Consider the following 16,438-nt stretch of genomic DNA (forward strand, 5'->3'; position numbering starts at 1 on the left):
CTACTCCCCTTGTGATGATGGCTCTGGTACTGATAGATATTCTGCCAATTTGTTGGACTTACCATTAGACTTGGATAAAGGTGTCACGACAAAATTGGCAATTTGCTTAGGATGGATGGCGTACAACAACACATCGAACAAGTCATCACGCTCAGCGACGATTTTTTCAATCGTACCCCAATCAATGCGGTCTTGCTCCAGACGCACTCGAAACACCCAATAAAAAATCCGAGATAACGCCACATCCAAGCCATGCGTTGCAAATTTATCATAATACATCAAGACCATCGCATAAAATAAGATGCGTAAATAGCCATCGCCTGCACGATGCGCACCCTTATAGTTCATCGCATCCAAGTAGCTGACTTTATCTGAGCTAGCATCACGAGCACCATAGGGTAAAAAATAGCCATTTAACACGCCTTGATCTTTATCAAACAACCGATGATACATCTGCACATAATGATCGATATACATAAAAAACAACTCACCATCAATCAATGGCTGCGTGGTCTGAAACGGCGATGGCGATGGCTGTACCATACGCCATGGATTTGCTTGGTGCTCTTGGTATAATGCCAAATTGGCACGCACAGCATTGAGATAGGGATAAGGCGCATCAAGCGTTACGCCTTTAAATACAGACAGCTGCTTGGCCGTAAACTCATCTGCCCGACGAGATTTTGACCACTGACGCAAGCTAAACAATGTTTCGCTAATGACTTGATCCAGGCTTGGCTTGCCATCAACAGCTCGCTCCCAACGCATGACATAGTCAAGCTTATTTGGATGATCAGATGGGATGGCACGCAGATGATACGCTTTGAGCAAATCATACGGTGCAAGACTTTTGCCACGAGCATTTTGTGAATCAAAAAACTGAAACGCTTCACTTTGATTGGTCAGCTCAATCCAAACAAACTCACACTGCTTTTGGATAAATTCCCGCAAGCTTGTTTTACTGTTGTCATCCAATGCGCCTAGGTACTGCTTAATCAGTTGATAATTATGGTTGATATTATATTGGCTGATTGGGTGGGCGAATTTGTTACCCAAAAATTTCTCAACACTTTCATCATTATTATCCAAATGATGCAAAATCAACGCCAAAGTCACCAAGCGCTGCTGACCATCAACGATATCACATTTATCTTTATCTTTGTGAATCACTAAAGTACCCAGACGATAGGTGCTGTTTAGTTGATTGATACAATGATGATTTAGGTCGTCAAGTAGCTGCCGCACATTCTCCATGCTCCATTTATACGGCCGCTGATAATTAGGGATGGATAGACCTTGTTCGTACACTTTATCAATCTTATAGACATCCAATTTTGGATCTGAACCTGTCGTACTCATAATACTCTCCTGCTATTTTTTATCATGATAACACGATTTGGCGACAATCTGTGTCGCACATCACACCACCACCGTCTTTTTCACCTGCCACACACTCTCGCCAAAGCCATTGAGCCAGCGATCTAGCATATCGCTATCCATCACGGTTGCACGGACATGATAATAGCCATCATGCGCCTGTATCACTTGATCGGCTGATAATGGCGTCTCGGTCAGATGAAATCCTTCAATTGCATCAATACAAAACTCAAGGCAAATCCGCTTTCGCCCAAAACCAAAACCCGCCTGCTGATTGATATAATCCGATAAATCAAACCCACTCGGATACTCAAATGTCAGCGACGACACAGCTGCCGCCTGACAGCGATGCAGTGCCAAATGACGAATATCATCAAAGCCATCAAACTGTGCGACCAGATACAGGTTGCTCCCTTGTTGCACGAGCGCCAAAGGCTTTATGCTGTATTCACTGCTAAGATTGTGGCGACGCTGAGTTTGATTGGCATATTTGATGGTCAAATATCGATTGTCATACAGGGCTGTGCTGATGGCATCGAGCACTTCAGGCAAAATCACAGGGGGCAATAATGGCTGAGCCATCGGTGCAATGGCAACTTTTTTCATCCATGCTTTGGCATGATCATCGGTCGCATCCCGATGATACAGCTCATAGCCTGCTTGCATAAAGAGCGACTCCAATGATGTCTTGGCAGAATTTGGCAAAAAATGCTTCAGATGCTGATATGCCAACTGCAACAACAGAGCTTCTTGGTCATTCATCTGCGAAATGCTCACGCCAGAAGACTGCGCCGACCACTGATAACGATAAGGCGTCTGACGATCATCACAAATAATCCCAAATGCATCGCACAATGACTGTAGATCCCGCTGCAGCGTACGCAGGCTAAGTGTGTAGCCCTGTGCCGTCAGTGCATGATGTAGCTCGCTACTGCTGATGCTTTTGGGCTGTTTGGGAATTTTCTTAAGCATTTCAAGCAGGTAAACCGCCCCTTGCTTATTGGATTTGCGTGCTTTTGTCGCCATCTATCGATACTCCTGTCATCGATGGGTGCTAGTTTTTGTGTTATTTTGCCACAAAAAACACCCCAAAAGCGCAAAACTTTTGGGGCGTATCAAACGTAAGTTAAATCAATCAGTTTATTGATTACTTGCGTTTTTTGCGTTGGATAGCGTGGATTGCACGGCCATCAGCAGATAGTGCCGCTTCATGCACCGCTTCAGAGACAGTTGGGTGAGCAAAAGTCATCAACTGTAGATCTTCAATGCTAGATACAAATTCCATCGCAATCATGCCTTGGTGGACGATGTCACCTGCACCCACGCCGACCATGTGCATACCTAGTAGGCGGTCAGTTTTGGCATCTGCCACGACTTTGACCAAGCCCATGCCTTCGCCTTGTGCTAGTGCACGGCCGTTAGCTGCCAGGCTAAATGTACCAGTTTTGACTTCATGACCTTTGGCGATGGCAGCTTCTTCGGTCAGACCCACCCATGCGATTTCTGGATGTGTGTAGATGACGCTGATGATGGTGTCGTAGTTCACTTGCGCTTTTTCGCCGTGGATACGCTCAACTGCCATCATTCCTTCTTCCATCGCTTTGTGCGCAAGCATTGGGCCACGCACTAGGTCACCGATGGCATAGACGCCGTCTAGGTTGGTTTTGCACTGATCATCTACTGCTACCAAGCCACGCTCAGTCAGCTCGATGCCACAGCCTTCGGCAAGTAGTTTTTCGCTATAAGCACGACGGCCGACGCAGACGATTAGTTTATCAAAGGTTTCGGTTTTTACTTCGCCTTTAACATCAGTGGTTACAACCACTTCGCCATTGACCACTTCTGCATTGGTCACTTTGGTATCGACACGGATGTCTAGACCTTGTTTTTTCAGTAGCTTAGCTGCTTCTTTTGAGATTTCTTTATCAGCCACTGCCAAGAACTCAGGCATCGCTTCATAAACGACGACTTCAGCACCTAGGCGACGCCATACAGAACCAAGCTCAAGACCGATTACGCCTGCACCGATTACGCCTAGGCGTTTTGGCACTTCAGCGAACTCTAGTGCGCCAGTTGAATCAACGATGTACTCGCCGTCAGTCTTAGCAACTGGGATTTCGATTGGCACAGAACCTGCCGCTAGGATGACATACTTAGCAGTGATGGCAGACTCTTCGCCTTCTAGTGAAGTGAATTTCACTTGTTTTTCAGCTGATTTACCATCAACCAGCGTACCCCAGCCTTGTAGCCAGTCCACGCCATTGCCTTTTAGTAGGCCTGCCACACCAGCAGTTAGGCCTTTGACGATGGCATCTTTACGCTCAAGCATCTTAGCGATATCGATATTCACCTCGCCTGTGGTGATGCCGTGTTCAGCCAGCTCATGCTTGGTTGCTTCATAGCGATGTGAGCTGTCAAGCAATGCTTTTGATGGGATACAGCCGACATTCAAGCAAGTACCACCAAGTGCTGGTTCGCCTTTGTGTACACGCTTTTCGATACACGCGACGCTAAAGCCAAGCTGTGCACCACGGATTGCCGCTTCATAGCCACCTGGGCCACCGCCGATGACGACTAGATCATATGATTGTTTCATAACACACTCTTTATTATCGATTTATAAAATGGACAAAGAATTGCCAAGCCATCGGCTGACAATCCTTTGTATGAATTACACCACAGACATTATAGGTCTAGTAGTAGCATTTGTGGATCTTCGATCAGCTCCTTGATGGTCACTAGGAACTGTACCGCTTCTTTACCATCGATGAGGCGATGGTCATAAGATAGCGCAAGATACATCATTGGTAGGATAACCACTTCACCATTGACTGCCATTGGACGCTCATTGATTGCGTGCATACCTAGGATAGCAGTTTGTGGTGGGTTGATGATTGGGGTTGATAGTAGTGAACCAAATACACCGCCATTGGTGATGGTGAAAGTACCGCCAGTCATCTCTTCGATAGATAGCTTGCCTTCGCGTGCTTTGATCGCGTAGTCGCGGATGCCTGCTTCGACATCAGCCATGCTCATCACATCGGTGTCGCGTAGGACAGGTACAACCAGACCGCGGTCAGAAGATACTGCCACGCCCACATCATAGTAGCCATGATAGATGATGTCGTTGCCATCGATTGATGCGTTCACTGCTGGGAAGCGTTTTAGTGCTTCGGTTGCAGCTTTCACAAATAGTGACATAAAGCCAAGTTTTACGCCGTGGCGTTTTTCGAAGCGATCTTTGTACTTAGCACGCAGATCCATCAATGGCTTCATGTTTACTTCGTTGAAAGTGGTCAGCATTGCAGTTTCTTGAGTGGCTGACAATAGACGCTCAGCGATACGCTTACGAAGACGCGTCATTGGTTCGCGTTTTTCGATACGCTGACCAACAGCTGTTGCGATCACTTGACCGTTGTCTGATTTCAAGGTTGGGTTTACCATGTCTGATTTGGTCACGCGACCGCCACGGCCTGAGCCTTGGACATCAGCAGGATTAACGCCAGTTTCTTTAGCAGCTTTACGCACAGCCGGGCTTTGATCTTTAAAATCACCTTCAGCGCCAGTGTCAGCTTTTGGCTGTACTGGAGCTGCAACAGATGCAGGATCTACTGTGGTGTTGCCATCAGCTTCATCTTTGCTAGCAACTTTGGTTTCGCCTGCTGGTGCAGCTGCACCCGCTTCAAAAGTCGCAACCACTTCAGCTGACAGTACAGTGTCATCAACTTTCTTCACGATGCTGGTCACAACGCCGTCATCTGGTGCAACGATTTCTAGAACAACTTTATCGGTCTCAACTTCAGCCAACAGCTGATCACGGCTGACCGCTTCGCCTTCGGCAACATGCCACTCAACAATCGTACCGTCTTGAACTGATTCTGGGAATACTGGGGCTTTGATTTCAGCCATAATAAACTCCTTCAAGTTTATAAAATTTTGATTTTATTGTAAAAAGTAAAGACAGCCAAACCGACAGTCATCGATTTGGCTGCAAGCGATTATTGTAGTGCATCAACAGTCACACCCAATGCTTGTGCAATCAGGGCTTTTTGTTGTTCTGCGTGCATCTTCGGTGAGCCTGTCGCAGGGGCAGCCGCCGCTGGGCGTGCTGACGGTGCGATGATTTTCGCCTTAGTAGGCGCAGGCACGACGATGCGATATAGTTCCGGTGCTAGATAGTACCAAGCACCTTGGTTCAATGGCTCTTCTTGTGACCAGATGATCTCTTCTAGATTTGGATACTTAGCGATCTCTTCTAGAATGCGCGCTTCTGGCAGTGGATATAGCTGCTCGATACGAACGATCGCCACATGCTCTTGACCCAGTTTGCGGCGTTGATCCAGTAGATCGTAGTAAACTTTACCACCACATAGCACTAGGCGAGTCACTTTGCTGTTGTCGATGGTATCGATCTCTGGCAATACGGTTTCAAACTTACCTGTTGCCAATTCTGACAGCTCAGAAGTCGCTAATGGATGACGAAGTAGGCTTTTTGGTGACATTACCACCAATGGCTTACGGATCGGGCGCAATACCTGGCGACGCAATGCATGGAAAATCTGCGCAGGAGTCGTCGGTGTGATGACTTGCATATTGTCTTCGGCACATAGCTGCAAGAAACGCTCAAGACGCGCTGATGAATGCTCAGGACCTTGACCTTCAAAGCCATGTGGCAATAGCATGGTCAAACCACAGACGCGCTGCCACTTGGTCTCACCTGATGAGATGAACTGGTCGATGACCACTTGCGCACCGTTCGCGAAGTCACCGAACTGCGCCTCCCATACAATCAGTGCATTTGGCACAGTGGTCGCATAGCCGTATTCGAACGCTAATACCGCTTCTTCCGATAGCAGTGAGTTATAAGTTGCAAAACGGGCTTGATTTGGAGAGATGTGCTGTAGCGGAATGTACATACTGCCGTCATTGACATTGTACAGCTCGCTGTGACGGTGTGAGAAAGTACCACGACCGACATCTTCACCAGTGATACGCACCAATGAACCTTCATCGGCAAGACTTGCATAAGCCAAAGTCTCAGCCGCACCCCAGTTCAGTGGCTCTTGACCAGTTTGCATGGCTAGGCGTTGCTCGATGACTTTTGCCACTTGACGCTGCAAGGTGAAGCCTTCTGGAATCTTCGCCATCGCTTCGCCATAGGCTTTTAGTTTTTCAATATCGACACCAGTTTCCCAGTCATCGACAAGCTTATGACCTAGGTAAGGTTTCCAATCCACGAACAGTTCGGTATTTGGCTCGCTGACCCAACCGTTGGCGACATTTTGACCATTGTCTAGTGCTACACGATAATCATCTTCGAACTTGCTGCTTTCTTCGGCGGTCAATACGCCTTCTTTGATCAGCTGCTCGGCATATTTGGTGCGCGTGGTTGGTAGTTTTTTGATGACAGCGTACATCAGCGGCTGAGTGGCTGATGGCTCATCTGATTCGTTATGACCGTTACGGCGGTAGCAGACGATGTCAAGTACGATGTCTTTGCCAAATTCACGGCGATAGTCCACCATCAGCTGCGATGCAAATACTACCGCTTCTGGATCATCACCATTGACATGAAGGATCGGTGCGTGTACCATTTTTGCGACATCAGTACAATATTCAGTAGAGCGCGCGTCTTCTGGACGAGAAGTGGTGAAACCAACTTGGTTATTGATCACGATATGCACAGTACCGCCTGTCTTGTAGGCGCGTGTTTGTGACATTTGGAAAGTTTCTTGGTTCACACCTTGACCTGCAAAGGCAGCATCACCATGCACAACGATCGGCAATACAGTGCTGTTGTCGATGTCATAGCCGTACTCTTCTGAGCGGCGAGCTTGACGCGCACGCACTGAGCCTTGTAGTACAGGTGAGACGATCTCTAGATGCGATGGGTTGAACGCCAAAGCAAGGTGCATCTCGCCACCTGGTGTCATCACATTCGATGAAAAACCGTTGTGGTATTTCACATCGCCTGAGCCATTGACAGGCTGTACTTTACCATCAAATTCATCGAACAGATCGCTTGGGTTTTTGCCCAAGATATTGACAAGCAAGTTCAGACGACCGCGGTGCGCCATACCGATGACGGCTTCTTTTGAGCCATAGCCACCGACGCGCTGCACCATCTCGTGCACTGCAGGGATGAAGCTTTCACCGCCTTCTAGACCGAAACGCTTCACACCTGTGTATTTACGCGCAAGGTATTTTTCCAAGCCTTCAGCTGCGTTCAGACGCTCGAAGATTTCTAATTTTTTGGCTTTATCAAAGCGGATATGACCGTGATTTGATTCGATATAATTCTCGAACCAGCGTTTTTCGGTGGCGGTGAATACATGCATATATTCATAACCGATGCTGCCGCAATAGACGCGCTCTAGGATTTCGATGATCTCGCGCAAGGTTGCGGTATCTTTGCCGATGGCAAGGTCGTTGGTTGGGAATACGGTGTCTAGATCTGCTTCAGATAGACCATGATAAGCCAAAGTCAGCTCTTCTAGGCGTGGGCGATCTTGTAGCCCTAGTGGATCTAGGTTCGCCATGCGATGACCACGGCGACGATAAGATGAGATCAGCTGCTGCACCGCCATTTGTTTTGGATTGGCTTCGCTTGATGCGCCAGCTGCTGCACGCGGTGCGTTGGTTTGGTTGCGCGCCAAAAGCAAGAACTGCTCTTTAATGGCATTGTGTGGTGCGTCATTGTCTTGACGATAATCCGCAAAATAAGTCTGCCAGTCTTCGCTGACACTATTTTTATCTTCTAGGTATTGTTCATACAGTGCTTCGACATAGGCTGCACTGTCTGCCGCCAATTCGGTGTTTAAAAACGCCACCGTCTCTTTACTGTTTGTCATTGTTATTACGCCATGAGTTAGTAAACATTATATCGCCATGCCTAACAAGCTTGTTAAACGGTGGCGACAAACTGTGCGTCTTGATAAAAGACATACCACGCTATAGTGTACGCCTTTTTTTGCAAGATAACAAGTTGCAAACGCTTTTTTCGGCACAAAAATCATCGATTTTTCATCTTTTAATCCCAAAGCTTACACTTTACTTACTTATTACTTACTTGATTTTATCTGATTTCGTGATCGCTCGCGTTTTTGTAATTTTATTAAACAACTCTGGTGGTTTTTACAAAAAGTTGTATCAAATCAAGTAACTACCAAACGAGCACGCACAAGTTAGAATATTGCAATAAATGGATACAAATTATCTACAAATTATGTGGACATTTGTACCAATTTTCATGCATTATAAAGTCATCAAGTGATACAAGGATGTCACTGTGTCCTTGGTCAGTTGATGATCAAACAATCAACAAAAAAAGGAACTTATCATGCGCTATGCCAATCCAAATACCGAAGGCAGTAAAGTCAATTTCAAGGAAAAATATGACAATTTCATCGGTGGGCAATGGGTTGCCCCTGTGGATGGGGAATATTTTGACGACATCTCACCGGTCGATGGCAAGTCCTTTGCCAAAGTCGCCAAATCCAATGCCAAAGATATTGAGCTGGCACTTGATGCGGCACACGCTGCCAAGGACGCTTGGGGCAAAACTTCACCGACCGAACGCTCAGCCTTATTATTAAAAATCGCCGACCGCCTAGAAGCCAATCTTGAGACGCTTGCCGTCGCTGAGACTTGGGAGAATGGTAAGCCAATCCGTGAGACTTTGGCAGCTGATATTCCACTGGCGATTGACCATTTCCGCTATTTTGCTGGCTGTATCCGTAGCCAAGAAGGCAGCATCAGCCAAATCGATGACGACACTGTCGCGTATCATTTCCACGAGCCGATTGGTGTGGTGGGTCAGATTATCCCTTGGAACTTCCCAATTTTGATGGCAGCATGGAAAATCGCCCCTGCGCTAGCGGCGGGTAACTGCATCGTACTTAAGCCTGCTGAGCAAACGCCTGTTAGTATCATGGTGCTCATTGAGCTGATTGAAGATTTGCTACCAAAAGGCGTGCTCAATGTGGTCAACGGCTTTGGCCCTGAAGTCGGCACACCGCTTGCGACCAATCCACGCATCGGCAAAGTCGCCTTCACAGGCTCAACCGAAGTCGGTCAAAAAATCATGCAATACGCCACCGAAAATATCATCCCTGTGACGCTTGAGCTGGGTGGCAAATCGCCAAACATCTTCTTTGCTGATGTCATGGATCGTGAAGATGAATTCTTGGATAAGGCTTTGGAAGGCTTTGCAATGTTCGCCCTAAACCAAGGCGAAGTCTGCACCTGCCCATCTCGTGCACTGGTACACGAAAGTATCGCCGAAGCTTTCTTGAAAAAAGCCGTTGAGCGTGTCAAGAACATCAAAACTGGTCATCCGCTTGATACCGACACCATGATCGGCGCTCAAGCATCCCAAGAGCAGCAAGACAAAATCTTAGGCTGTATCGCCAAAGGTAAAGCTGAAGGGGCAGAAGTCTTGACTGGCGGCGAAGCTCGCAGCGAGGTAGATGGTGGATTTTATATCGAGCCGACCATCTTTAAGGGTGAGAACAGCATGGAGATTTTCCAAGAAGAAATCTTTGGCCCTGTGCTGTCGGTAACCACTTTCAAAGACTTTGATGAAGCCATCGCCATCGCTAACGACACCATGTACGGTCTGGGCGCAGGCGTTTGGAGCCGTGACGGCACGATCGCTTATCGTGCTGGCCGTGCTATCCAAGCAGGTCGTGTATGGACCAACTGCTACCATATTTACCCTGCTCATGCCGCTTTTGGTGGCTACAAAAAATCAGGCATTGGCCGTGAGACACACAAGATGATGCTTGATCATTATCAACAAACCAAAAACCTATTGGTCAGCTATTCACCAAAGGCGTTGGGGTTTTTCTAAGAGTAGGGAGTGAAGAGCAAGAAAACAAAAAGCCATTGGGAGTATCCAATGGCTTTTTTGATGGTGATTTATTTCAAAATCAATCAATGACGGCGACGCTCATTCTCAGCATCAACGATCTCATCAGCGATGCTCATCGCCTGAAAGCTGTTCGGATCAGCAAGCTTCCACATATCATCCAGCACACGACGACCACAATCACCTGTCAATAGCGAACCTGAGTCGATGAACTGATAATGCTCGGACAACAGCTTAATCCAGCCGTCTGGCTGGCGACGGACGATGTGATGTGGCTTCAGTTCACTTGGGTGATTCAGCCCTGCTGCACCGACCAGACCTGACAGTGCTTTTAGTGTATTGCCGTGGAAGTTTTTCACGCGGCGCGACTTATCAGGCACATCCAATGCTTTTTGGCGAGCAGGGTCTTGGGTGGCGACACCAGTTGGGCATTTGTTGGTATGGCATGAGCGTGACTGGATACAGCCCACCGCAAACATAAAGCCACGCGCCGAGTTGCACCAATCCGCCCCCAAGCTCATCATCTTGGCAATGTCAAAGGCACTGATGATTTTGCCACTGACGCCGATTTTGATCTTATCGCGAATGCCCGCACCGACCAAAGTATTTTGGACAAAAATCAGCGCATCGACCAGCGGCATCCCCACCGAATCCATGAACTCCACAGGCGCAGCACCCGTACCGCCTTCTGCACCATCGACGACAATGAAATCAGGATAATTATCTTCTTCAATCATCGCCTTGACGATCGCCATAAACTCCCACGGCATACCGATACACAGCTTAAAGCCCACAGGTTTACCGCCCGATAATTCGCGCAATTTTTGCCAAAACTGTACCAACTCGCGCGGCGTGCTAAACTCTGGATGCGTCGCTGGCGAAATGCAGTCCACACCCATCGGAATGTGGCGCGTCTCAGCGATCTCTTGGGTGATTTTGGCAGCAGGTAGTACGCCGCCTTTACCCGGTTTCGCTCCTTGTGACAGCTTGATCTCGATCATCTTGACCTGCTCAGATGCCGCCTGCTGACGGAAAGTCTCAGGATTGAATCGACCATTATCATCACGGCAGCCAAAATATCCCGTGCCAAGCTCCCAAATCAAATCACCACCATGCTTACGATGATAAGGACTGATACTCCCTTCGCCAGTATCATGAGCAAAGCCGCCTTCTTTGGCGCCTTTATTCAATGCTTCGATGGCATTGGCGGACAATGAGCCAAAACTCATCGCCGAGATGTTCAGCACTGACAACTCATAAGGCTGCAAACAGCGCTCATTGCCCACGCGCACGCGAAAATCGTGATTTTCGATCGTGTGGCTGCGACCTGAGTGCAAGAACCAATCCGTACCTGGTTTGGTCAAATCATTCAAGCTACCAAAGGCGGTGGTGCTGTCCAAATCCTTAGCACGCTGATAAACGATTGAGCGCTGCAGACGCGAAAACGGCACTTCATCGCGATCGCCTTCGATGAAATATTGGCGCACCTCTGGGCGGAAATTCTCAAATAAAAAGCGAATGTGTCCGCTGATCGGATAATTGCGCAAGATCGCGTGGCGTTTTTGATTGATATTATAAATCCCAAGGCAAGTCAAGGCGATGGCGATCACAAGCAACCACCAGATTTGCAAAAATAACGCCACAGGAATCAACGCAACGCAGACCCAAAACAGCACATAGCGCGGCAAAATCAAAAAAAAGAAGTTCGCTGAATGATTATTTGGTTTTGGATAAGTCATAAAAGGACATTCCCACACGATGACGCTTTTGGCACAGCCGCACGCCTTTTTCTTAGGTCAATAAGTTCTTGGATTAATGAGTGTTTGATGCACAGATGAATGCATAGACAGATTGTGGCGATTATACCACAGTGCATTTATCATCATAATTTGATAATATTGATAAACCTATCGATTTATATGATAAAAAAGCCACTCTTAGCCCACAATTTTTAAGCTTAAGTCATCAATGATCCCAAATAAAAATCCTGCAACCAAGATGATTGCAGGATTTTATGTGTGGTTTATCCAATTTAAACCAATAAATTTATACAGCTGAACCTGTGTTGCCACGCGCTTGGACGAACAGCATCACTAGCACCAATACCGATGGAATCGCCGCGATCAAAAACAGCGGCCCGATGTTCATACTCGCTGCCAGACTACCGCCCAACACAGGACCAATCACCGAACCCAAGCGACCAATGCCAATGCTCCAGCCCACACCTGTACTACGAAGCAGCACAGGATAGTGGCTTGCTGATAACGCATTGAGCGTCGGCTGACCACCAATGACCGCAAAGCCCGCCAAGAACACCACAACGAACAGCAGTGCCACGCTATGCACGCTGTAGCCGATGTAACCGACCGTAACGATCGCAAGTACGAACACTGGCATTAAGACTTTATAAAAGCCAAATTTATGAATGATCGCGCCCTGTGACAGACTGCCGATCAGCGCGCCCAGCTGCAGCACTGTACCTAGCATCAAGGCTTGATTGATTGACAAGCCTGATTCTTTGCCCAAGGCAGGCAGCCAACTTGACAAGAAATACAAGCTGATCATATTTAGCACCGTGATGATCCACATGGTACTGGTGAAAAATGCACGACCTTGTTTGAACAGATCCAGTGGCGATGTCTTATGCGTGGTTTTGTCTTCTAGCTCGATTTTGACATCATCATTTAAGCCAAGCGATGGATAAAACTTGCGCAGCGATTCTAGTACTTTTTTGGGGTGGCGCGAGCGTGCGACCAAGAATTTTTGGGACTCAGGAATCCAAAAATACATAAACACGAATAAAATCAATGGCATAATACCACCGAAATAAAAGATCGCTTCCCAACCAAAGGGCTTGAGCGCAGTCGCCACAAAGCCGCCCAAAATCGCCCCAAGCGTAAAGCCTGCCGAGATCATCGTCATGATGAACACCTGCTGACGCTTGGGTACGATATCCGAGCTGTACGCCATGGCATTAGGCATGATGCCGCCCAAAAATATCCCCGTCACAAAGCGAATCATCGCAAGCTGCTCAAGGTTCTTGGCAAGGGGTGTCAATAGCATCAGCACCGCAAAAGCAAAAGTCGAAACCAATAAAATCGGACGGCGACCATAGCGATCCGATAAGCTACTTAATAGCAGTGAGCCAACGAACAGACCACCCAATGCCGCACTGAACACCACGCCAAGCAATGCCTTATCCACTTGCCAGCTCTCCATGATCAAAGGCGCGGCATACGCCATCGCTTGGATGTCATATCCATCCAAGATCATCAGCGCCATGCACAGTGAGATGATGATTTTTTGGTAGCGGCCCAGTGGTTGGCTGTCGATCAGCTCGTTCAATCGAATGGTAGTCATAAAAAATCCCTATTGTTGTTATGTACAAGCAGCCCTGCGGTGCAAAAAACTTGCTTGGGATGTGTTGTTTTATTCAATATAAAAATAGCACAGTGACACGCTTGGCATCAGCGGTGAGATGGTAAGCTTGTGCCAAATGCATCTGGTGCATTATTGTGTCTGAATCGCTATCGGCAGTCAATACGATATTCATGATAATAATTTGCAAATATCACCAAAATCTTGATATATCCAAGTGAACTTGTGCTGATTTTCACTCGGTGGGTGTGCTAAACTATGAAAAATTTACCAAGATGCATAAGGATTTTCTATGAGTACAGCAAATTGGCTGGATGTGATCAAATTTAACGCTGACGGCCTAGTGCCGACTATCGCCCAAGACCGCGCCACAGGACAGGTGCTGATGATGGCTTGGCAAAACCGCGAATCGCTGGAGCTGACGCGCAAGACAGGCACGGCAGTGTATTTTTCGCGTTCACGCGGCAAGCTGTGGCACAAAGGCGAGACATCAGGTCACACCCAGATCGTCCACGATATCTACACCGACTGCGATGGCGACACAGTGATTTTATCGGTCACGCAATTGGGCGGTATCGCCTGCCACACAGGGCGCAAATCCTGCTTTTATCAAAAGCTTGACGCCGATGGTAATTGGCAAATCATCAGTGATGTTATCAAAGACCCTAATGAGATCTATGGCCAAGCAGATGACAAACACGCACACGCTGACCAAAGTTCTACCCAAGTCGCCACTCAAGCCGCCCAAACTGCTGCACAAGCCGCACCAAACAGCCACGATGTCTTGGGCGCGCTTGATGCCATCTTGAACGATCGCAAAACCGCCGACAAAGACAGCTCTTATGTGGCAAGTCTTTATCATAAAGGCTTAAATAAAATCCTAGAAAAAGTCGGCGAAGAATCGGTAGAAAGCATCTTAGCTGCCAAAGAATTGCAATTGGCACAAGCCACAGGCGAGAATATCGATGCGATGCGCACAGATTTTGTCTATGAAGTGGCGGATACTTGGTTTCATCAGATGGTGGCACTGTCGGCATTGGGGCTTGATTCGCAAGCGGTGATCACTGAGCTTGCGCGTCGCTTCGGCGTCTCTGGCATCGATGAGAAAAACAGCCGCAACCAAAGCGCATAACTGCCGCAAAGTCGATGTGTCATTCAAGAAAAAGCACAGAATATCTTAACATTATCCATTCACAGCGCGATAAAATTGTGCTATGATGGGCGGCATAACTCTTAGAACATAAAAAGGATAATAATCATGGGTTCATTTTCTTTAACACACTGGTTGATTTTGTTGGTTGTGGTTGTGGTGATTTTTGGCACCAGTAAACTAAAAAACGCGGGCAAGGATTTGGGCTCAGCGGTCAAGGGCTTTAAAGACGCGGTCAAAGAAGACGACACCAAAGCCATCAGCCAAAACGAAAAAACCATCGTCGCCGAAGAAGTCAAAGTCGAAAAAACCGACGACAAAGCCTAAGTTTGCTTTGTTCATTCTGATTATCTTGTGATATCAAGCCATGTTTAACATTGGTTTATTTGAGATGACGCTGTTTGGGATCATTGCACTCATCGTGCTTGGTCCTGAAAAGCTGATCGTCGCTGCACGCACTTTGGGGCGTTGGTATGGTACTTTGCGCCGTGCCAGCACGCGCCTACAGTCCGAGATCGCTAGCGAATTACAGCTGCTCGAAGCCCAAGAAGAACTCAAAAAAGAACTTGCCAAAATCCGCGAATCTGAAGCGCAGATGAAGGCGCAGATGAATGCCCTGCAACAGTCTTTGGGTCGTACCGAAAGCCAATTTCACACCGCCACATCTCAAGCGATGGATGCTTGGCAGACCATACCAGAGCAGCTAAACGACGCCATCAGCGACACCAATCCTGCCACCGCACAAACGCTACAATCCACCACACAACCAATGGCAAATCGTTGGTTCGTCTTGGGCGACTATGATCGCGCGCGCAGGCTGCCTGCCGCACCGATGATGCCCAATTACACCGCCGACCCACTACTAAATCGGGTGAACTCATGAGCAATACGACGACACCCACGCCGCGCGGCGATGACATGCCTTTGATGGCGCATTTTGTGGAATTGCGCACGCGTTTTATTCGCATTTTTTTGGCAGTATTGGGGATTTTTTTGGCACTGGTGGGATTTAGCCGTCAGCTGTATGATTTCATTTCCAATCCACTGGTCGCGCTACTGCCTGCCGAAGCCAGTCTGATCGCCACCGATGTCGCATCGGGTTTTCTTGCGCCGATTCGCCTAACCTTTTTTATCGCGCTGTTTGCCAGCGTGCCATTTATCATCGCGCAGATCTGGGGCTTTATCTCCCCTGGGCTTTATAAACACGAAAAACGCGCTGCCTTGCCACTGATGCTCAGCGCCATTGTGCTGTTTTATTTGGGCGTGGCATTTGCATACTTTATTGTGCTGGTGCCTGCGCTGAAATTCTTCGTGATGTTCGCGCCTGATAATGTACTGCCGATGACGGATATTGATAGTTATCTTGACTTCGTGCTCAAGCTGTTCTTGGTGTTCGGCGTGATGTTCGAGATTCCTGTGGCGACGATGATTTTGGTGCTGATGCGTTTGGTCAGCGTCAAAAGTCTGGCGGACAAACGCCGCTATATCATCGTCGGCTGCTTCGCTGTCGCTGCCATCGTCACTCCGCCTGATGGCGCAAGTATGCTGATGCTCGCCATTCCGATGTGCTTACTGTTCGAATTGGGTTTATTCATGGCAAGACTGTTGGTCAAAGATACGCCGTCTGATGATGATACGCCACACCTTCAGCAGGCGTCTTAATA

Annotated in this window: 12 protein-coding genes; 5 read left to right on the forward strand and 7 right to left on the reverse strand. The window is 47.8% G+C overall.

Features of this window, described 5'->3' with window-relative positions; translation table 11 throughout:
* The 5 genes from NKU06_RS03505 to NKU06_RS03525 form a co-directional block, all read right to left on the reverse strand.
* Positions 1 to 1,359: a DUF262 domain-containing protein gene (locus tag NKU06_RS03505; protein WP_254728799.1), complete on the reverse strand. Its 1,359-nt coding sequence runs from the start codon at positions 1,357 to 1,359 to the stop codon at positions 1 to 3.
* A 60-nt stretch (positions 1,360 to 1,419) separates the two neighbouring features.
* Entirely contained in the window at positions 1,420 to 2,403 is a 984-nt protein-coding gene (locus NKU06_RS03510) for a YafY family protein (RefSeq protein WP_254728800.1), read from the reverse strand.
* 121 nt (positions 2,404 to 2,524) lie between these two features.
* Positions 2,525 to 3,973, reverse strand: a complete 1,449-nt coding sequence (lpdA, locus tag NKU06_RS03515; RefSeq protein WP_254728801.1) for a dihydrolipoyl dehydrogenase — start codon at positions 3,971 to 3,973, stop codon at positions 2,525 to 2,527.
* 89 nt (positions 3,974 to 4,062) lie between these two features.
* Positions 4,063 to 5,286 carry a 2-oxoglutarate dehydrogenase complex dihydrolipoyllysine-residue succinyltransferase gene (odhB, locus tag NKU06_RS03520; RefSeq protein WP_253222897.1) on the reverse strand — a complete coding sequence of 408 codons (1,224 nt, stop codon included), beginning with the start codon at positions 5,284 to 5,286 and terminating at the stop codon, positions 4,063 to 4,065.
* A gap of 89 nt (positions 5,287 to 5,375) precedes the next feature.
* On the reverse strand, positions 5,376 to 8,228 hold the full coding sequence (locus NKU06_RS03525; RefSeq protein WP_254728802.1) for a 2-oxoglutarate dehydrogenase E1 component: 2,853 nt from the start codon (positions 8,226 to 8,228) through the stop codon (positions 5,376 to 5,378).
* Positions 8,229 to 8,716: 488 nt separating this feature from the next.
* Between NKU06_RS03525 and NKU06_RS03530 the strand changes: the two genes are divergently transcribed.
* Entirely contained in the window at positions 8,717 to 10,228 is a 1,512-nt protein-coding gene (locus NKU06_RS03530; protein ID WP_254728803.1) for an aldehyde dehydrogenase family protein, read from the forward strand.
* A gap of 83 nt (positions 10,229 to 10,311) precedes the next feature.
* Here NKU06_RS03530 and NKU06_RS03535 read toward each other — a convergent pair whose 3' ends face one another.
* Both NKU06_RS03535 and NKU06_RS03540 read right to left on the reverse strand, forming a co-directional pair.
* Complete coding sequence (locus tag NKU06_RS03535; RefSeq protein WP_253222894.1) at positions 10,312 to 11,985, reverse strand: glutamate synthase-related protein; 1,674 nt, start codon at positions 11,983 to 11,985, stop codon at positions 10,312 to 10,314.
* 307 nt (positions 11,986 to 12,292) lie between these two features.
* Entirely contained in the window at positions 12,293 to 13,606 is a 1,314-nt protein-coding gene (locus NKU06_RS03540) for an MFS transporter (RefSeq protein WP_253222893.1), read from the reverse strand.
* Between the two features lie 310 nt (positions 13,607 to 13,916).
* On the opposite strand from NKU06_RS03540, the gene hisIE reads away from it, so the two are divergent.
* From hisIE to tatC, 4 genes are all read left to right on the forward strand, one after another.
* On the forward strand, positions 13,917 to 14,756 hold the full coding sequence (gene hisIE, locus NKU06_RS03545) for a bifunctional phosphoribosyl-AMP cyclohydrolase/phosphoribosyl-ATP diphosphatase HisIE (RefSeq protein WP_254728804.1): 840 nt from the start codon (positions 13,917 to 13,919) through the stop codon (positions 14,754 to 14,756).
* 126 nt (positions 14,757 to 14,882) lie between these two features.
* Positions 14,883 to 15,101: a Sec-independent protein translocase subunit TatA gene (gene tatA / locus NKU06_RS03550; protein ID WP_254728805.1), complete on the forward strand. Its 219-nt coding sequence runs from the start codon at positions 14,883 to 14,885 to the stop codon at positions 15,099 to 15,101.
* Positions 15,102 to 15,141: 40 nt separating this feature from the next.
* Positions 15,142 to 15,657: a twin-arginine translocase TatA/TatE family subunit gene (locus NKU06_RS03555; protein ID WP_254728806.1), complete on the forward strand. Its 516-nt coding sequence runs from the start codon at positions 15,142 to 15,144 to the stop codon at positions 15,655 to 15,657.
* Entirely contained in the window at positions 15,654 to 16,436 is a 783-nt protein-coding gene (gene tatC / locus NKU06_RS03560) for a twin-arginine translocase subunit TatC (RefSeq protein ID WP_254728807.1), read from the forward strand. The genes NKU06_RS03555 and tatC overlap by 4 nt, the downstream gene beginning before the upstream one ends.
* The last annotated feature ends 2 nt before the right edge of the window (positions 16,437 to 16,438 follow it).

The organism is Moraxella sp. FZLJ2109 (assembly GCF_024296965.1).
Lineage (GTDB): Bacteria > Pseudomonadota > Gammaproteobacteria > Pseudomonadales > Moraxellaceae > Moraxella.